The 18,492-nt window shown below is 68.7% G+C and carries 15 protein-coding genes; 4 read left to right on the top strand and 11 right to left on the bottom strand.

Translation table 11 applies throughout. The annotated features are described in order from the left end of the window. Window positions 1-27: 27 nt before the first annotated feature. Entirely contained in the window at window positions 28-231 is a 204-nt protein-coding gene (locus OIE13_RS12275; protein ID WP_326830018.1) for an ABC transporter permease, read from the top strand. Between the two features lie 443 nt (window positions 232-674). Here the strand turns inward: OIE13_RS12275 and OIE13_RS12270 are convergent, their stop codons facing one another. From OIE13_RS12270 to OIE13_RS12260, 3 genes are all read right to left on the bottom strand, one after another. Then, the gene (locus OIE13_RS12270; RefSeq protein ID WP_326830017.1) at window positions 675-2,636 is read right to left on the bottom strand and encodes an NACHT domain-containing protein; all 1,962 of its coding nucleotides are present in this window, start codon (window positions 2,634-2,636) and stop codon (window positions 675-677) included. 198 nt (window positions 2,637-2,834) lie between these two features. Beyond that, window positions 2,835-4,109 carry a YcaO-like family protein gene (locus OIE13_RS12265; RefSeq protein ID WP_326830016.1) on the bottom strand — a complete coding sequence of 425 codons (1,275 nt, stop codon included), beginning with the start codon at window positions 4,107-4,109 and terminating at the stop codon, window positions 2,835-2,837. Between the two features lie 1,335 nt (window positions 4,110-5,444). Next, window positions 5,445-6,449 carry a DNA/RNA non-specific endonuclease gene (locus OIE13_RS12260; protein ID WP_326830015.1) on the bottom strand — a complete coding sequence of 335 codons (1,005 nt, stop codon included), beginning with the start codon at window positions 6,447-6,449 and terminating at the stop codon, window positions 5,445-5,447. A gap of 250 nt (window positions 6,450-6,699) precedes the next feature. On the opposite strand from OIE13_RS12260, the gene OIE13_RS12255 reads away from it, so the two are divergent. After that, window positions 6,700-6,972 (top strand): hypothetical protein, encoded by a 273-nt coding sequence (locus OIE13_RS12255; protein WP_326830014.1) that lies wholly within the window; start codon window positions 6,700-6,702, stop codon window positions 6,970-6,972. Between the two features lie 178 nt (window positions 6,973-7,150). Then, entirely contained in the window at window positions 7,151-10,219 is a 3,069-nt protein-coding gene (locus OIE13_RS12250; protein ID WP_326830013.1) for a Tn3 family transposase, read from the top strand. A gap of 142 nt (window positions 10,220-10,361) precedes the next feature. Here OIE13_RS12250 and OIE13_RS12245 read toward each other — a convergent pair whose 3' ends face one another. From OIE13_RS12245 to OIE13_RS12215, 7 genes are all read right to left on the bottom strand, one after another. Continuing rightward, window positions 10,362-10,508 carry a hypothetical protein gene (locus tag OIE13_RS12245; RefSeq protein WP_326830012.1) on the bottom strand — a complete coding sequence of 49 codons (147 nt, stop codon included), beginning with the start codon at window positions 10,506-10,508 and terminating at the stop codon, window positions 10,362-10,364. Between the two features lie 101 nt (window positions 10,509-10,609). Further along, on the bottom strand, window positions 10,610-10,927 hold the full coding sequence (locus OIE13_RS12240) for a hypothetical protein (protein WP_326830011.1): 318 nt from the start codon (window positions 10,925-10,927) through the stop codon (window positions 10,610-10,612). A 262-nt stretch (window positions 10,928-11,189) separates the two neighbouring features. Beyond that, window positions 11,190-12,020, bottom strand: coding sequence for an alpha/beta fold hydrolase (locus OIE13_RS12235; RefSeq protein WP_326830010.1), 831 nt, complete (start codon window positions 12,018-12,020; stop codon window positions 11,190-11,192). 238 nt (window positions 12,021-12,258) lie between these two features. Then, window positions 12,259-12,933 carry a class I SAM-dependent methyltransferase gene (locus tag OIE13_RS12230; protein ID WP_326830009.1) on the bottom strand — a complete coding sequence of 225 codons (675 nt, stop codon included), beginning with the start codon at window positions 12,931-12,933 and terminating at the stop codon, window positions 12,259-12,261. Between the two features lie 435 nt (window positions 12,934-13,368). Further along, window positions 13,369-14,790 (bottom strand): aldehyde dehydrogenase family protein, encoded by a 1,422-nt coding sequence (locus tag OIE13_RS12225; protein WP_326830008.1) that lies wholly within the window; start codon window positions 14,788-14,790, stop codon window positions 13,369-13,371. 263 nt (window positions 14,791-15,053) lie between these two features. Continuing rightward, window positions 15,054-15,458: a nuclear transport factor 2 family protein gene (locus tag OIE13_RS12220; protein ID WP_326830007.1), complete on the bottom strand. Its 405-nt coding sequence runs from the start codon at window positions 15,456-15,458 to the stop codon at window positions 15,054-15,056. Between the two features lie 95 nt (window positions 15,459-15,553). Beyond that, window positions 15,554-16,534, bottom strand: coding sequence for an aldo/keto reductase (locus OIE13_RS12215; protein ID WP_326830006.1), 981 nt, complete (start codon window positions 16,532-16,534; stop codon window positions 15,554-15,556). Window positions 16,535-16,734: 200 nt separating this feature from the next. Between OIE13_RS12215 and OIE13_RS12210 the strand changes: the two genes are divergently transcribed. Further along, window positions 16,735-17,646 (top strand): helix-turn-helix domain-containing protein, encoded by a 912-nt coding sequence (locus OIE13_RS12210; RefSeq protein WP_326830005.1) that lies wholly within the window; start codon window positions 16,735-16,737, stop codon window positions 17,644-17,646. A gap of 165 nt (window positions 17,647-17,811) precedes the next feature. Here the strand turns inward: OIE13_RS12210 and OIE13_RS12205 are convergent, their stop codons facing one another. Next, window positions 17,812-18,453: an alpha/beta hydrolase gene (locus OIE13_RS12205; RefSeq protein WP_326830004.1), complete on the bottom strand. Its 642-nt coding sequence runs from the start codon at window positions 18,451-18,453 to the stop codon at window positions 17,812-17,814. Window positions 18,454-18,492: the final 39 nt, after the last annotated feature.

Genomic DNA, 18,492 nt, shown 5'->3' with positions numbered 1-18,492 from the left:
CTGCCCCCCGCCTACACCGTGATCTCGGTGCTCAACGCGACGGCCATGACGATGGCCGAACGAACCGAGGAGATCCGGCTGCTGCGCGCCTTGGGGACCAAGCCGCAGCAGCTCACCAGAATGGTGTGCTGGGAGACGTTGACCGTGACGTGCGCCGGGACGCTGCTCGGAACGGGCATCGCCGCCGCATCGCTCACCGCGCTCGGCAAGGCCGCAACCGGCCAGCCGTGATTCGCCTACTCCCTGCCACAGTACGCAGGGCTGATGCTGGTCTGCGCTGTAAGCGGCCTGGCCGGAGCACTGGCCTCCACACGAAAGGCACGGCACGGGTCGCTTCGGCCCGATGACTGACCTTGAAGGCGTGATGTCGTCATGGTGGGGTGCGGATGAGTCCGGTTCCGGCCAGGCAGCCGTGTCTGCCTGCATGAAATCACCGCAAGGAGGTATGACGAGCAGGCGGAGCCGTGTCCGGGGAAACGATCACTTCCATCCTGGGAAGCGATCTTCTTAGCCTCCCTTCCACCCAAGGCCAGGCCTATTCGTGAACACCCCCACAGGCCGGGCTGTGGCTACCCATGGCAGTACTCCTGATCTCCGCTGACGCGGCGGGCCGGCTCCCCGGGAACGATGCTCATGCGTGTCTTGGCGCGCCCCCAAGCCAGGATGAAATGAGGTCAATGAGCGGACCGCTGCTCCTTTTCGGACGCCACACGCCGCCCGTTCGCGAGATGCTGCTGCAGCTCGATGTGCCGGAACTGGTAGTACGGTCCCTCGGTGCGCAGCAGGCCCAGGCGGTGAGCGTCGTCGAAGAAGGCCATCGCGCGCAGGGGCAGTCTCCCCTTGGTGGCCAGGCGGGGGACCGTCAGCTTGTAGGCGAGCCACGCGTGGTGCCGGCCCACCACGATCCCGAGCAGCAGGCCCAGCAACAACCCGCCGACGATCGCCTTGGGGGAGTGGGTCTTCGTGTACAGCCAGATGCCCCCGACCGCGACCCCGACCACGAGCCCGCCGACTATTCGGATGACGGTCAGGGTCCTGTCGGCCTGCCAGGTTGAGCGTGGGGATCGCGCCGTTGCGGTGATGGTGGGCCGCTCGGCCCAGCCGATCAGGCCGAGCACGCCGGACCAGATGGCAGACACCAGGGCGATCTCCTTCGCCGCCGTCAACTTGTCATCCATGTCGGGAGAGGGAGTCATGAGCCAGGCGGCGAGAGCTCCCAGGGCTCCGACGATCAGCATGTCCCTGAGGACGGAGAGAAGCTCGGTGAGCCTGCCGCGGAAGTGGAAGTCGACGTGGCCCGGTGACTCGGTGAACCAGGGCCCGATCAAGACCATGATCACGAGCGCGGACGGCAGGCCGGCCGATACGCCTGCCACGGGTTGCCCTGTCCCCAGGGCGAAGGCGACCCCGATCCCGATCCCGATCGCGGTGGCGACCCCCATGCGGACCGGGAGGCTGGACATGTAGCCGGCCAGATACCACCACGCCACGTCATGCGCCTGGCTGAGTGAGAGCTGCCGGGACAGGTATGTGAGCCAGCGGTGGACCTGCTCCGAGGTCCAGGTGTGCTGCGGCCGGAAGGGCCGAACCAGGCCGTCGGCAGGCCGGCGCGTGTTCACCAGGGCGGGGATGAGCTGGTCGCACAGATGGTCGTGCAGCTCGGCCGCGCTGCCGCGCCCGAGTTCCAGCAGCGGTGCCGGATCCACTCGCGGCGCGATGTAGGTGGCGCGGACCAGCCAGAGCCCCATTGACGTCGAGGCGACCTGGGACAGGGCGGGCAGGGCGCCCGTGCGCAGCGCCTCCAGGACGAGGGGCCAGACGGGCTGCGGCACGGGGGGGAGGCACGCCCGCAGGTAGTCGGCCGCCGCGGCGGGGGACATCGGTTGCGGCTCGATGACCGCGGTCGCCGTGAGCACATCGTCGATCTCCTGGACGGACTTGGCGAACTGCTCCGTACGGCAGGTGAGGATGAGCTGATCGGTGTCGCACATGGACCGGTTCAGCATGGTCAGCATGCCCACGCGGGCTTCTTCGGGCAGCTCGTCCAGCCCGTCGACGACGGGCAGTACCTCGCCGCGGGCCACAAGCGTCGCCGGGGTGTCGGGCCCGAGGCTCTGCGCGCACAGCGCGGGATAGTCCATCGCCAGGCTCGCGGCCAGCCAGTCCTGCAGCCGCGGATGCACACGGTCGTTCCAGCGCGTGGCCGACAACATCACCGGTACGGGCTCCTCCGGTTGCCGCGTACGCAGCAGTTCGAGCATGAGCTGCACGGCCAGGGTCGTCTTCCCCGTGCCCGGGTCGCCTAGGATGACCAGCCGCCGGCAGCGCAGGGCGCGAAAGTTGCGCGCCATGTCGGCAATGTGCACCTGCAAGCCCGGAAAGGCCACGGTGCCCTTGGCGATGATCTCGGGATGGTCGGCGAGTTCGCGGCGCTCGGTCGAGCGCCACGGCAGCGGCATGGGCTCGGGGTCGCACAACGAGCGCAGGACCGTCTCGTCGCGCCATTGCTCGGTCGCCAAGCCGGCGAGGACGTCCTTCGCGGTGGCGATGTCGGTGGGCGTCGGCGCGGGCGCGGGCGCGCCCCGCTTGCGCCACCAGGACAGGAATGGTATGAGGCCGTTGCCCAACGCTAGCACGCCCGTCGCCGTTGCCACCATCTGGCCGGCTCCGACCGCTGGCCCCCACTTCGTCAGGGTCTGCGCCACCATCACGAGCAGAAGAGCCAGGACTAGGAGCACAACGCCTAGCGCTACCGATGCCCCGGCTTTCCGATGCTGCCAGTATTGTGCGGACATATATCTATTGTCCGCGCATTCGCCGTCAAGCTGGGAATATCAATTCCATGTGAAAGGTGATAAATCGGAAAAGCTGGCCGCCGCGGTCTGCCCTCTGCAACCCGGGAGCACGAGGTTACCGTCAGTGACGAGCATGAACCGCTCCAGACCCGGCACGACCACGTGCACGACGGTGACCCCGGTCGGAAGGGCGCGCACCGTACGGTGGAAGACCGGATAGCCCCGGGCGGCCAGCATTGCGGCGACTTTCCGCAGTTGGCTGCCGGGAGGCCCGGCCACCTCGGTAGTCTGGAAGGGGATCATCTGAGCCTGGCGCAGCGGGCCGGTGAGGTCGAACCGGCCGCACGCGTACAGTGCGGGGTGCGCAGCCAGCCCAGCCAGATCACCACGCGCGGGCGCTCCCGAAGGCGACAGGTTCTCACCGAGAGTGATCTGGACGAGCTCGGTGAGGGCGCGCCAAGCGGCGTAGGTTGGGCTCAGCGAGGTCCCGGCGCCGCGCCGGTGCGGATGTCGGGCAGTGGGGGCCGTGTACGCCAGCATGGTCGGTACCCCGACGTCACTGGTGATGTCCAGCAGGTGCGCTGGCGATCCGGTCAGCTCTGCGACGGTCGCATACGCCCGCGCGAGGCCCGGTGGAAACGTTCCCGGGTCGATCAGCCTGGGCTGGAAACCGCCCCGGCCCAGAAAAGCCCGTACGAGAAGCAGGGACAGGGCGTCCCGCTCGATCACCTCGTTGAGCGCGTGGAGCAGCGCCTCGGCCACGGTCACTCCGGCGGCCGAGCCGCTGTTGCAGCTGTAGCGCATCAGGTGGACGTAGTCGCAGTTGTCGCCGACCAGCTCACGCAACCGCGCGGCCCCGGCCGCGACGTACCAGGGGTTGGACAGGAACAGCGGCACGAACGCCCCTCGTCCCCCGCCGAGCCGGCGATAGGGCAGGCACGCCATCCGCCGACCGGGCATCCGGGCCAGCAACAACGCGGAGGCGTCCGCGCGCAGGGGTCCTGCGGCGATCCGGGCAGGCGCGGCCGGTTCCACGGCGGCGGGGTCGAACCCCGCCGGGCCGGTGAGGTAGTGCTCGATGGCCTCGAACAGCGCGCCCACCCGGGCCTCCTCCGGGCGCCCCTTCCCCATCCCGCACGCGAGCGGCGAATCCGCGCTGTCGAGCAGCCCGCACCACCAGGCGGTCGGATCGCGGCCCCGGCCGGCGTCCACGAGCTCCGCGCGCAGGCCAAGAGCGGACAGCGCCACCGCCGCCCGCCTTCTGGCCTCACCCAACGCAACCGCCCGCTCCAGGTGCGGCTTATTACTCGCCATCCTCGGCGGCGAGCAGTTCCCGTAGCCGGTCGATTTCGGCTCGGGTCAGGTGTTGGGTCCTTCTGTCCAGTGTCTCAGGCGGCGGGGTAACATAATCCAAGATATTACCCATGGCAATTCCCCCTTAGCTTTTCATGTCAATGATAGCTCCGCCTCGACAAACTACGAGAAAAGCCGACTGGCTGCTATTGAGCGAATATTTTGCATGTTCAGGGGCTTCGCCCGGTGGTCAGAACGGATACTGCGGTGGCTCGCCACGCATCGTGATCCAGCGGGTCTCGGTGAACGCCTCGATGTTGGCCGCGGCGCCGCAGCGGGAGCTGGAGGCGCCGACGCCGCCGAACGGGGCGTTGCCTCGTCGTTGACGGTCGGTCGTTGATGTGGACGATGCCGGTCGGGATCTGCTCGGTGGCGGCCAGGCCGCGCGTCACGTCGCGGGTCACGATGCCGAGTGACAGTCACGCCTTCCGGTGTTGCCGATAGCCCTCCGTCATCGGAACAGCTATATGGAACACCTCGACCTGGGCGTTCATCCTGGTCGGCGGGTGTTCCGGTGGGGGATCCCCACCGGGACCGGGGTCGAGGAACGCGGGGCGGCCATTAGCGGTGAGATGGATCATGGTGCGGATGGTCACCGCGACCTGCGGAAACACTAAAGATCGTTTTGTCGCGCCGAACTATCCCGCCATGTTCGGGCCGAAAAGCTAACTCAACACCGTTGGTTGGGCGCCGCCCTGACCTGCTCGAACAGCCTGTACCGCTACTGACTGCCCCGTTGTTCCTCGGCCCCGTACCTGGTGACACGCTCCTTCACGCGGTTCCGGTATACACACCTCGACGTGAAGCGCCCAGTCAAGGCCCTCCACTCGGATCCATGCGATCAGAGCGGAGGGCCTTCCAGCACGAAGAACAGGGGTTGGCCTAGCTTGGGCCAGAAGGCTGGCCCCTTCGAGTTCAGGGCCTGCTGGCCGCAGTCCTGCCAGGGAGGGCGCCACCGCTGCACCGAGCGCACGCCGACTCGCAGCGTTTCGCCACGACCCCGTGGTCCTGCCCGTCGACGAACATCTTGGCGGCCTCCATCTGGAGGCGCTCGCGAAATGCCCGCCGTTCGGCGGTCAGCCGCCACCTGCGGATACCTCATAAGACAGGCGCACCGCGACGGCTACCACCTGTCTTCTCTCCACGACATCACGCCCCCACACTCAGTAGTGGATGCGGCGCACTGGGCCGAGGATGCCGCTGACCTCGCCCAGGTGTTCCGCGTCGATGCTGGTCGGCGATATCCGGCTGGCAGGGATCCGAGGCCGGGGTCGGACCCCAGTGATTCGATGGTTGTCAGAGGGTGAGGTGGCGGGGGTGGGTGATCTCCCGGGCTGTGGTGGCCGCCGCTTCCCTACGGGCCAGGGGGTCGGCGGCGGCGAGGGTGTCGAATGACAGCCGGGTGAGGTCTTCGATGCGTCGGATCGGGACTTGGTAGGTCTTGTAGGCGCCGTAGGAGAACTCCGCGGGGGCGGCCTCCAGGCCGTCGATGAGGTGGTCTTGGCTGAGCAGGTAGCCGGTGGCCGACAGCTCACCGTTCTGTTTGGTCATCGCCACGACTTTCCAGTATTGGCGGGGCAGCTGAACACCGCGGTAGGGGTCGTCGTCGGCGGCCAGGACCGGGCCGGTGAAGACGGTGGCTTTCAGGTCGCGGGTGTCGGCGTTGTCCAGGATGTAGTCCTCCAACCCGGCCCAGGTGGTCTGGTTCTGGTTGAAGTCCTTGTGCTGCGGGGTGCAGTTGGTGAAGTGGAAGGTGTCGTCGTTGCCGGACTTGGCCACCGCGTGGCCGGCCCCCCACGCCGGATCCAGGCGGCGGACCAGGTGGCCGCGGTCCAGGGGGTTGTCGCGGTAGACCTCTTCTCCGGCCTGCTCACTCTCAGAGAGTCGGGGGTCGAAGATCCAGCGGTCGGGGTCGCGGCGGACGCGCCGACTGGTTGCGCCGTCGATGTTGACCGCGGTGAAGAAGGCCAGCCGCCGCTGCCGGTTCATCACCACGCTGAAGTGGTGATAGTTCAGCACGTGCGCCCGCCCATCGTTCGCCTGCCCATCGGCGGGCCGGTTGAGCGCCGCCAGCGCGACGAGATCGGGATGCAGGGTGGGTAGCGGCACCCGATGTCCGCCCGGCAGGAAGTCCGGGTCGTAGCCGCGGCGGCCGGCGTAGTCCGGGTCGATCTGGATCGCTTCGGTCGCCGCCGCGGTGGCCGGGCCGGTGGCATCGACCGGTTCGCCGCGCAGCCGGATGTCGAAGGGGACGGTCAGCGTCAGCGTCAGCGGCACCTGCCCGGCGGCCGCCCGCCCCACCGCCTCTACCTGCTCTACGGGCTCAGCGGGGCGGGTGAGCGGCCCACCGGCCGAAGCGGACGAAGCCGGTAAAGCCGGTGGGGCGGGCGGGAGACTGATGCGTTCGGTGAACAACCGGTCGACCAAAGCCTGCTGGGCCGGCGGGAACGACTGGCGACGCAGGAAGGCCTGCGAGTAGGAGCGGTACGGCGAGCCGGGGTTACTGTCACATTCGTTGACAGTTGACGTCTGAGCAGGCAAGTCTTGCCCGATGGCGGAGTCTGAGGGTGTCGCGTTCGTCCGGGCGGATGTTGAGCGGTTCTGTGCGGAGCTGGTGGGGGTGGCGCCGGCGATCAGGCTGGCCAGGCTGGCGGAGTTGCGGGTGATGCTGGAGGACGTGGTGGCGACGGCCTCGGCGGAGGCGATGGCTGATGCGCGGGATGAGGGGTGGGGGCTGCGTCGGATCGGCCGGCAGATCGGGATGTCGCACGAGCAGGTACGGCGGACGCTGGCCGAGCCGTCGCCCGAGCCGGGGCGCGCCTGAACCTCCCTGCGGAGACCGTGAACGCCTCGCCCTGCCCTGGCGAGGGCGAACATCACGTTTCATGATCAATATCTCAGATTCGCCCTGGCCGGACCCCTCGAAGATCATCTCGGTGTCACACTTTCGGCGGATAGCAGGCCGGCGACCCAGCCTGGCCCACAAGCGTCGGGAGTCTGTGATGCCGGTCAACTTCCTCACCGAGGACCAGCGCAGCAGGTGGGGCAGATTCAACGAGACCCCCGACCTCACCCAGCTGGGCGGGTTCTTCCATCTGGAGGCTGCTGACCGGCGGCGGGCGATGGCGGCCAACGGCGCCCGTAACCAGCTCGGCTACGCCATCCAGCTCGGGACGGCCCGGTTTTTGAATTGCTTCCTGCCCGATCCGGAGGATGTGCCGGCTGTGGTGGTCGACTACGTCGCCGAGCAGCTCGGCCTGGACTCCTCCGCGCTGAAGGGGTACGGGGAGAAGGAGGCGCGCTGGGATCATCAAAAGCAGATCCGTGAGGTCTACGGCTTTGAGGTGTTCGAGGAGCACGCGTTCGCGCTGGCGTGCTGGATCTACCGGCGCGCCTGGTCGAACAACGAACGCCCGATCGTGCTGCTGGACCTTCTCACCCACCGCCTGGTCGAGGCGAAGATCTTGCTGCCCGGCATCAGCACGGTGGAGCGGATGATTTCGGAGATCCGCGAGCGGGTCGCACTACGCCAGTACAAGATCCTCGCCGCTCTGCCCAGCCCGGGCCAGAAGAGCGTGCTGGAGGAGCTGGTCACGGTGGAGCAGGGGCGGCGGATCTCGGGGCTGGACCGGCTGCGGAAAAGTCCCACCGACGTGTCCGGCACGGGAGTGGGCAAGGCGCTGGAGCGGCATGTGGAGCTGCACGGGCTGGGCGCGGCGGGGTGGGATCTGTCGGCTGTCCCGGCTGGGAAGGTCGCCGCCCTGGCCCGCTTCGCCAAGGCCGCCCGCGCCAAGGCGGTCGCGGATTTGGCCGGGGACCGCAAGCTGGCCACCCTGGTCGCGTTCGCCGCGGTGATGGGGCCGGTCTCGGCCGATGAGGCCATCGAGGTGTTCGATCTGGCGATGGGCGATCTGGTACGCACGTCAGCGTTCAAGGCGGGCAAGGAACGGCTGCGTACGCTCAAGGACCTGGACACCGCCGCGATTGTGCTGCGCGAGGTGTGGCTGGCGATCCGGGATGTGGCCGCCGATCCCGATGGCGACGTGCGGGCCGCGCTGGATGCGATGGATCTGCCGGCCATCCATGCTGCGGCCGACACGATTGGCGAGCTGGCTCAGGAGCCCGATGAGGACTTCCAGGACCAGCTGCTGCAGCGCTACGCCACCATCCGCCGGTTCTTGACCAAGCTGCTGAAGGTCATCGACTTCCACGCCGGCGCGGCCGAAGCCGAGCGCTCCGGCGCGGGTCAGGGCGCGCGCCGCGGCTTTGAGCTGCTGGAGGCGATCGACTTCCTCAAAAGCCTGGAGCGGCGCCGCAGCCCCGTACGACCGGAGGAGGTGCCGTCGGCGCACCTGACCTCAGCCTGGCACCGGCGGGTCTTCCCCAAGCGGGGGGAGAAGGCCGGCGAGGTCAACACGCTGGCCTACACGGTGGCCACCGTCGAGCGGCTGCGCGAATGCCTGCGCCGTCACGAGGTGTTCGTGCCCGGCCTGCCCAAGTGGGGCGACCCCACCGCCGGGCTGCTGGCCGGACCGGCGTGGGAGCGGACCCGCGCCAAGGTGTGCCGTGACCTGGGCCTGTCGGCCGAGCCGGGCGCCGACACGCAGCGGTGGGCGCGCACCCTGGACTTCGCCTACAAGCAGCTGGCCACGGGCCTGTCCGGGGAGGAGGGCGTCCGCAACGAGTGGCTGTGCATCGAAAAATCCCCCGAGGGCAAGGACCACCTGGTCCTGACCGGGCTGGAGGCGCTGGACGAACCCGCCACACTGACCGCGCTGCGCGCCGACGTCGAGGCCCGCATGCCCATCGTCGACCTGCCCGAAGTGCTGCTGGAAGTGCATTCGTGGACCGGCTGCCTGGATGCCTTCACCCACGTGTCCGGCGAGGTGCCCTCCAGAAGAGAGGACATGGTCAAGTCGATCGCGGCCGTCTTGGTCGCCCAGGCCATGAACGTCGGGATGCGGCCTATGGCCAGCGAGCACGAGTCCGCGCTCGCTCTGGACCGGTTGTTTTGGGCCGAGCAGAACTACATCCGGGCCGCCACGCTGACAGCTGCCAACGCCGCCCTGGTCGACTTCCACGCCCAGCAGGAGATCGTGCAGATCTGGGGCGGCGGGGAGGTGGCCTCAGCCGACGGGCTGCGCTTCGTCGTCCCGGTCAAGACCATCAACGCCGGACCGAACACCAAGTACTTCGGCAAGGGCAAAGGCGCGCGCGGCGTCACCTACTACAACTTCACCTCTGATCAGTTCACGGGCTTTCACGGCATCGTCATCCCCGGCACTCCCAAGGACTGGTACTACATCCTGGAGGGCCTGCTGGAACAGGAGACCTCGCTGCGGCCCACCGAGATCGTCTCCGACACCGCCGGCGCCTCCGAGCTGGCCTTCGGCGTCTTCCGGCTGCTGGGCTGGCAGTTCTCCCCACGCCTGGCCGACGTCGGCAGCTCCACCCTGTACCGGGCCGATGCGGCCGCCTTCTACGGCCGTCTCAACACGATGATCAAAACCCGGGTGAACATCGGCCTCATCAACGACCACTGGGACGACCTGCTGCGCGTGGCCGGCTCGCTGCACACCGGCGCGGTCCGCCCGGCCGAGCTGTTTCGCTACCTGACCGGCGGCGGCACCCCCACCCCGATCGGCCGCGCCCTGATGGAGCTGGGCAAACTGGATCGCTCGGTCTACCTGGCCTCCTACTTCAACGACGAGCTGCTGCGCCGCCGGGTCAACACCCAGCTGAACCGGCAAGAAGCCCGCCACACCCTGGCCCGCAAGATCTTCCACGGGCAGAAGGGTGAGCTGCGGCAGAAGTACAAGGAAGGCCAGGAAGATCAACTAGGAGCTTTGGGCTTGATGACCAATGTCTGCATTTTGTGGAACACGGTCTACACGGCTCGGGCGCTGGAGCAGATCCGCGCCGAGGGCAGGAAGGTCGTCACCGCGGACATCGCCCGCCTGTCCCCGCTCGGTTTTGAGTGGCTGAACTTCCTGGGCCGCTACAACTTCTCCCTGCCCGAAGCCGTCCGCGAGGGCAACTTCCGGCCGCTGCGCGCCCCCGGCCAGCAATAGCTTGCGGTGAGGCGTTTCGAGCGTCAGGCCGACAGCCACATGATCTGGTTCGGCCCCTGACGACTCCCGCAGTGCCACGAAGATCCGCGAATTTCTCGCCGCGGGCTTGCCGCGGCTACCGCTTGTCGAGTCTCGGGCTGGGTCAGCCGGTCTGCTGGTGCCAGCGGTGCAGCAGGGCGGGGAGCTCGCCGAGCAGGAATTGGTAGAAGGCGTGCATCTGCGCCAGGCGCTGATGGGCGGGGTCGCCCTCATGGGTGGCGGCGATTCCAGCGGTCGCGGCCTGGAGCATGGCCTGGATGACGGTGTTCTGGTTGGTGAACAGGGTGGCCCAGGCGTCGTCGCGGAGCCGGTAGTGCTCACGGCGGCTGCCGGGTGCGGGCAGGCGTTCGATCAGTCCGACCGTGAGCAGCGATTTGATCGCGCCCGAGACTGACCCGCGCTGGCCTCCAGCTGCTCGGCGATCTCGCCGGCGGTGACACTGTCCTGATCGGTGAACAGGAAGACCGCCAGAGTGCGCGCGGCCATGCGCTGGAGCCCGCCCTCGGTACAGCTGTGGCTGCCCGTTCTCGAAGGGACGGGCCTGCCCGCCCCTTCGAGAACGGTTCCGATGCCGTGGACGCGCCGGGCGACGTGCCCGGTGTCGCGCCCTCCGATCAGGTGCGGCCTGGCGCCGAAGCTGCCGGCGAGGTGCGCCGCGGCGGCCTGCACGTCGTCGGATGAGCGCCATAGCTGGCGCAGTCGATTATCCGAACCGCTGTTATGCGTTGGATTCGTCAGGGCGGATGGCACCTACTGCCGCCCGCCGGCGCTCGTCGGGCCTGAAGATCGCAAACCTGCCCGGGCGCGCACGGATATTCAAGCCCCATCCTCGCCCAGTGAGTTCGGTTCGCTCGGCCCGCTGCGTGTGAGCCGCCCCCAGGGGGCTTGCGCCAGGTCGGCTTCCGAGGGGGCGTGTTCATGGATGGGCTGTTCAGTCGGTGGCGTTGGCTGCGTTGGTGATGAGACGGGTGACCAGGTCCGGGTGGCTGACCATCGCGCAGTGGGAGGCGGCGACCTGCACGGTGCGGGCGCCGGCGCGCTGGTAAAAGAAGCGCTGCAGTGCCGGGGGGATCGCTTTGTCCTGGGTGGCTATCAGGCCCCATGAGGGGGTGGTGTGCCAGGCGGCGGCCTGGGTGAGGTCGCTGAAGCAGGCGGCGCTGAACGGGCGCTGGGTGGCGGCCATGATCCGGGTGGTGGAGGCGGGCAGGTCGGCGGCGAAAACTTGGCGGAGCTTGTCGGGCTGGAGGTAGAGGTCGGTGCCGGTGGTGCCGTCTGGGTTCGGGTACGGGACGGGGGTGAGGGCGGCCTGGATCTCGCTGCCCGGGTAGCGGCCGATGAGTTCGCCCAGTGCCTCGCCGGTGTCGGGGACGAACGCGGCGACGTAGACGAGGGCCTTGACGTTAGCGTGGCCGGCGGCGGCGTTGGTGATGACCGCGCCGCCGTAGGAGTGTCCGGCCAGGACGACCGGGCCGTCGATGCTGTCCAGCAGGCTGGACAGGTACGCGGCGTCGGTGGGGAGGCTGCGCAGCGGGTTGGCGGGGGCGATCACCCGGTAGCCGCGTGCCTGCAGCTGGGCGGTGACGTCGCTCCAGCTGGCGGTGGCGTCGGCGAAGCCGCCGTGCACCAGCACCACGGTCGGTCTGGGTCTGGACGCCGTGTGGTCGGTGGCGGAGGCGGGTGAGGCGAGCGGCCCCAGTGCCGCTGTGCCGGCGGCGGCAGCCGCGGTGGCGAGCACCGTGCGCCGGGTTGGTTGCGGGCTCATGAGAAGGCTCCTTCAAGGTAGGTCGGACAGGACCGGGGGTTCGCCCGGCGGAGCGCCGGGCAAGTCGGGGGAAGTGGTACGCGGGGGCCGGAATGCGGCTAGGGCTGGCCGCTGCTGCCTTGGGCGACATGGGCGATGGCGACGGCCGGGCAGGATACGTACGCGGCGTGGCTGCTGGCGGTCTCGGATACTGTGGCACCGGCCTGTTCGGACATGGCGCGTTGGGCGGGCGGCGAGATCATGCGGTCGCTGGCATCGCCGGCACCGGTTCGATCGGTGACGCAGTGTGGCCTGGTATGTCGGCGGTGCGGTGGTGTTGCTGGTGCGGCCGGGGGCGACGGCAGTGATACACCAGGGCCGGAGGCAGATTCGCCCAGACAGTCCGCCCGAGGACGACTTCCTCGAACCGGTCCGTCAATGATCTGCGCAGTCGGCGAGCCGGGATGAACCGGCGGGCATGGATATAAGCGAAGGTCGTGAAGGCGCCCTGTGGCGACAAGGAGTCCACGATGGCGTCGAGCAGTTCACGCTGTCGCTCGGGCCGAAATGCCGCCCATGGCAGGCCGCTGACGATGGCATCGGCCTGACCGAGGCCGCGGTCGGCAAGGATGGCGGCGACGTCACGGGCATCGGCTGTGACCGCGTCGAGGCCGGCGTAGCGTTGGGTCAGCAGGGCGGTGAAACGTTCATTGACGTCGAGCGCGATATGGCGGCCTCGACCGTCGAGTCGCTCTTGTATGGTCCGGCTGAATGCGCCGGTACCGGGGCCGAGCTCCACGACGACCGGTTGCCCCGTTGATGGGATCGGCGATGCCATCTGTCGGGCGAGAGCTCTGCTGCTGGGTATCACCGATGCGACCACGGTTGGCGCCTTGGCGAATTCACGGATGAACGGCATGAGAGTGTTGTCCACGACGCTGTCTTTCTCGCCGCTGAAATGGGCGGATGCGATGGGTCGGGTCCCAGGTCCTTGCCGGCACAACGGGCATCGCGCCCCTCAGGCAGCGCGTGGCCGTCGGCTCCGCCGCGGTGAGGGTTTCCGGCGTGCGTGCTCGCCCTGTCTGCCACAGCCCGGTGATTTCCAGCACGTCTAGCTGTTCGTGTACTGGGTGAGCAGACGCTGTAGGTGATGGGCCAATGGGAGTGCCTTACGCGACCCTGGGCTGAATGCCTGGATGAGTTGGGTCAGCTCTCCGTTCGCGACGTGCGTGATGCCGCTGGCCTCGATTACGGAGTGGGATATGCGATGCGACGGGCGGTTCGCTCGGCTGGGTGTGGTCACGGGAGGGGCGGTCCGGTCGGTGGCCGGTGGCGGGGCTCGCGTGTGGGCCGCGCCACTTGGCCCTTCCTAGCGGTGGATGGCCTTGAGTTCGAGGAACTCCTCGACCCCGGTCCGGCCCAGCTCGCGGCCGTTGCCGCTCTGCTTGTATCCGCCGAACGGCGCGGTGAGGTTGAATTCGCCGCCGTTGACAATGACCTGGCCGGTGCGCATACGCTTGGCAACGGCCAGCGCGTGGTCCGGCTCGCCGAACACGGCGCCGCCCAGTCCGTAGATGGAGTTGTTGGCGATGGCGACGGCCTCGTCCTCGTCGGCGTAGGGGATCACCGAGAGCACCGGGCCGAAGATCTCCTCCTGGGCGATGACGGCGTCCGGCGCGACGTTGGCGAAGATCGTCGGGCGGACGTAGGCGCCGTGTTCGAGGCCTTCGACCGGGCCGGAGCCGCCGAACGCGACCGTGGCCCCGTCGGCGATGCCGCGCTCGATGTAGCGGGACACCCGGCCCTGTTGGGCGGTGGAGGACATCGGGCCGATCCGGGTGGCCGGGTCGGTCGGGTCGCCCACGCCGTAGGATGCGGCGGCGGCCACCGCGAGCTCGACGATCTCGTCGTGCCGGTGCGCGGGCACCAGCATCCGGGTCCACGCCGCGCAGGTCTGGCCGCCGTTCAGCCAAGCGAACTCGAGGCCGATGTCGACGGCGCGTTGCAGGTCGGCGTCATCGAGGATGACATTGGCCGACTTGCCGCCCAACTCCAGCGCCACGCGCTTGACGGTGTTGGTCGCAGCGATCGATACCTGCTTGCCGGCGCCGGTGGACCCGGTGAACGACACCATGTCGATGCCCTGGTGGCCGGCGATCGCTTCGCCCACGACCGACCCGGCGCCGTACACGACGTTGAAAACACCAGCCGGGATCCCCGCCGCCGCGGTCACCTCGGCGAACAGGGCGGCGGTGAGCGGGGTGGCCACACTGGGCTTGAGTACCACCGTGCAGCCGGCGAGCAGCGCCGGCGCGACCTTTGCGACGGTCTGGTAAAGAGGGGCGTTCCACGGCGTGATCGCACCAACCACACCGATCGGCTCGCGCACGACCAGCGCATTTCCCAGTTCCTCCTCCCAGGTGAAGCCGTCGGCCACCGCCGCGAAGCTGCTCACCACCTGGGAGGGCAGCTCGGCCTGCATGACCTTGGCGTACGAGATCGGCGAGCCCATCTCGGAGGTGACGGTTGAGGCGAAGCTGTCGATGGTGCCCTTGATGCCGTCGGCGATCCTGGCGATCGCGGCGGCCCGCTCACTGGCCGGCACTGCCGACCACTGCGGGAGCGCGCGCTGCGCAGCAGCGACAGCACGGTCGACATCGGCCGCGGTACCCGCCGGCGCGTCGGCGATCACTGCGTTGGTGGCCGGGTTCACGACATCGATGCGCTCTTGCCCGTCGCCGGCGGCCTCGGCGCCGCCAATCCAGTGCTGGAGCGCTCGCTGGCCGCTCATGAGCCGATCTCCTCATTGCGAAGCGGGGTGGTCCGGGAAACCCGCAGGCCCCCTGGCATGGCGTGCTGCATCACAGAACTCGTTTCTCGTCGGGGAATCTCGAAAGAACGTGCATCAGATGAAGGGGAGCCGACGCCCGCGTCCACGCCACCCGCAGGAGGTAGGCACCTGGACCTGTTAGGGAGGCGGCCCGGCCCCTTCCTCGTCTGATGGACGGGAAGGGGGCGGCGGCACGGGCGGCGGCCAGCGAGTTCGCGTGCGGGCTAGGCGACCTTGGGCCTGTCGACCATGGAGGCGGCGTCGTGGTAGAACAGCCGATTCTCGACGATCTTGCCGTTCTTCACGGTGAACTGCTCGATGAACCGGGTCAGCTCTCCGGTCCTGACGTCCGTGATGCCGACACATGCCGCGACGCGGTCGCCGTCGGCGATGGTGTAGTGGAGCGTGATCGAAGAGACGTCAAGATAGTTCGGCAGGACCTGGGCGAGGGCGAGGAAGCCCTCCCTGCCGCGGTAGGTCTTCCCGAAGGGCAGGAACAGCGGTTCGATGACCTCGATGTCGTCAGACAGGTGGGAGAGGACTCCCTCGAAGTCGCCCTTGTTCGCTGCGGCGAACATGCCTTCGACGACCGCGCGGTTCTGCTCGGTCAGTGAGGTGGCTGCGGACATGGTGTTCTCCTTTGAGGCGAAGGCTCTCGTGCGTCGAGAGCCGCATTCGGGTCGGTTGTCGGGGTTCGCTGCGGCATCCGTGTTGGGGCCGGGGTTCAGCGGTCGATCGTGGATTCGTTGAAGTCGTCGTGCCGGGCGCCGGTGGCCGGCGTGAGTGCGTCGAGCCGCTGCAGCTGACCCGCGGTCAGCACGACGCCGTCGGCGGCGGAGTTCTCCTCCACGCGTGCGACGCGCCGGCTGCCGGGGATCGGGGCGATGTCCCCGCCCTGGGCCACCAGCCAGGCCAGTGCGATCTGCGCCGGCGTGGCGTCGACCTCGGCCGCGATGGCCCGTACCTCCTCCACGAGCTGCAGGTTCTGGTAGAAGGCATCGCCGATGAACCGCGGGTTGGTCTTACGCCAGTCGCCCTCGGGGATCTCCTCCGGCGTGCGGATCTGGCCGGTCAGGAATCCGTGCCCGAGCGGCGAGTAGGGGACGAGGCCGATGCCCAGCTCCCGCAGCAGGGGCAGCAGCTCGGCCTCAACGTCGCGGGTCCACAGGGAGTACTCGGTCTGCAGCGCGGAGATCGGGTGCACGGCGTGGGCGCGGCGGATCGTGTCCGCAGATGCCTCGGACAAGCCGATGCTCAAGACCTTGCCTTCGGCGACCAGCTCCGCCACGGTGCCGATGGTTTCCTCGATCGGGGTGTTGCGGTCGACCCGGTGCTGGTAGTAGAGGTCGATCCGGTCGGTGCGCAGGCGCTTCAAGGAACCCTCGACGGCGGCCCGGATATTGGCCGGACTGCTGTCGAACATGTCGGTTCCGTCCCCGACATGGGACAGGATGCCGAACTTGGTGGCGAGGACCACCCGGTCACGCCGGCCCTCCAGCGCCTGGCCGACGATTTCCTCGCTGTGGTACGGGCCGTAGCTCTCCGCGGTGTCGAGATGGGTGACGCCGAGGTCGAGCGCGCGATGGACGGCGCGCACGGATTCGGCGTCGTCCAGGCCACCGCCGGACAGCAGGGTGCCGGCCATGGACATCGTGCCCAGTCCGATCCGGGAAACCCGCAGGTTCCCCAACATGGCGTGCTGCATCAGAGTCTCATTTCTCGAAAGTGTCTATGGAAAAGGAAGGTGCAGGGGATGCAGAGGGCTGCGGCCGTGACATCCGGGAGTCGATCTCGATCTCGTTCGTCTTCCAGCCAACATCGATCCGCCGCGTCCCGACAGCCACTGCCAAGAGGGGTACTAGCAGGGACCCCTTCCGGGCGCGGACCGGGCCTACCCTTGATCTCATGGATGAGAAGGAGGCCGCCCGGGCGGCGGTTCGCGAGTTCCTCACCGCCCGCCGTGCCCGCGTCACGCCCGCCGACTCTGGCCTTCCGCAGGGCACCCGCCGCCGGGTGAAGGGCCTGCGCAGGGAGGAGGTCGCGTTGCTCGCCGGGGTCAGCCCGGAGTACTACGTGCGGCTCGAACGCGGCCAGGCAACCGGGCCCTCTCCCGGAGTCGTCGACGCCGTTGCCGCAGTGCTGCGTCTGGACGACGATGAGCGCGCCCACCTCGACCGGCTGCTCGCCGCGCTGTCCCCCGCGACCCGCCAGCGGCGCCGCAGCGCAGCGAGGGACCTGATCACCCCCGGTGTCCGGGTGCTACTGGACTCGCTGGACCATCTGCCCGCAGTGGTCTTCAACGCCCGGTTCGACATCCTCGCCGCCAACCCCCTGGGGCGCGCTCTCCTGGCACCTGTGTTCGATATGCCTGGGCGGACGAACAGTGCCCGGTTCCTGTTTCTCGACGAGCCCCGGGCGCGGGATCTGTTTCCCGAGTGGGATCGAATCACAGCCGGCACGGTGGCGATCCTGCGGGTGGAGGCCGGCCTCCACCCCCACGACCCCGACCTCACCGAACTGATCGGAGAGCTCGCGACCCGCAGCACAGAGTTCCGTACCCGCTGGGCAGACAACGACGTACGAGCGGCCCGAGCCGGCGCCAAGACCTTCCGCCACCCGATCATCGGCGAGATCACACTGCCCTACGAGGCCCTGCGCGTCGACGCCGTCTCCAACCAGATCATCAACGTCTACACCCCACAACCCGGCAGCCCCGAAGCCGACGCGATCCGCCTCCTGGCCAGCTGGAACGCCGATGATCAACGGATCGGCAACCCGACAGCGGGCACACGCGGCCCGAACCCTGAGGAATCCTGATCTGTGACCTGCGTCCCTGCCCGTACCAGCTCGGGCTGATCATGGAGGCGCCCACGGTGAGGGCTGGGACCCGCAGCGAAGCTGGGGGGCGACCGGCGCTTGCCGACCGGGCTCCGGTCGGGGCTGTTCCGCGGGCGCCAGGCGGGTGCAGTGTCCGGGCGTCGGTCAGCCACTGGCGGCCTGCTTGATCAGATCGGCGACGGCGACGGGCTGTGAAACGTAGACGGCGTGACTGCCAGCGACCTCGACGGTGTGCGCGCCGATGCGCTCGGCCATCGCCCGCTGGGCGGGTGGCGGGATCATACGGTCGTCGGTGGCCACCAGGTACCAGGACGGCTTAGTGCGCCACGCTGGCGTCGCCACCGCGCCGCCGGCCGCGTCCAGGCCCCAGGGGATCTGCGAATCGGCCAGGAACTCGGCCTGGGCGCGCGGAAGGTCGCCGGCGAAGGCGTCGGCAAACTTGTCGCGGTCCAAGAGCAGATATCCGTCGACCGGCGGCAGGATCGGCGGGACCGCAACACCCGGCGGCGGGTCGGCGATCAGGGTGTTCACCGACTCGCCCTTGTCGGGGGCGAACGCGGCGACATACACCAGCCCGGCGACCTTGCCGTGGTTGCCGGCCTCGGTGACCACGACACCGCCGTAGGAGTGGCCGACCAGGATGACCCGGCCGGGCTGCGCGTCGATGACCTGCCGGGTGGCGGCCACATCGCTGTCCAGCGACAGCGTCGGGTTCTGCACGACGGCCACGTTGTAGCCGTCGGCCCTGAGAGCCTCATAGACCCCCTGCCAGCCGGAGCCGTCCACAAAGGCCCTCCGCTCCCGAAGCTGTCCCCAGCCCCAAAG

It is taken from the genome of Streptosporangium sp. NBC_01810, assembly GCF_035917355.1.
GTDB lineage: Bacteria > Actinomycetota > Actinomycetes > Streptosporangiales > Streptosporangiaceae > Streptosporangium.
The sequence above is the reverse complement of the archived record's forward strand: the minus strand, read 5'-3'. Positions and strand labels throughout refer to the sequence as shown.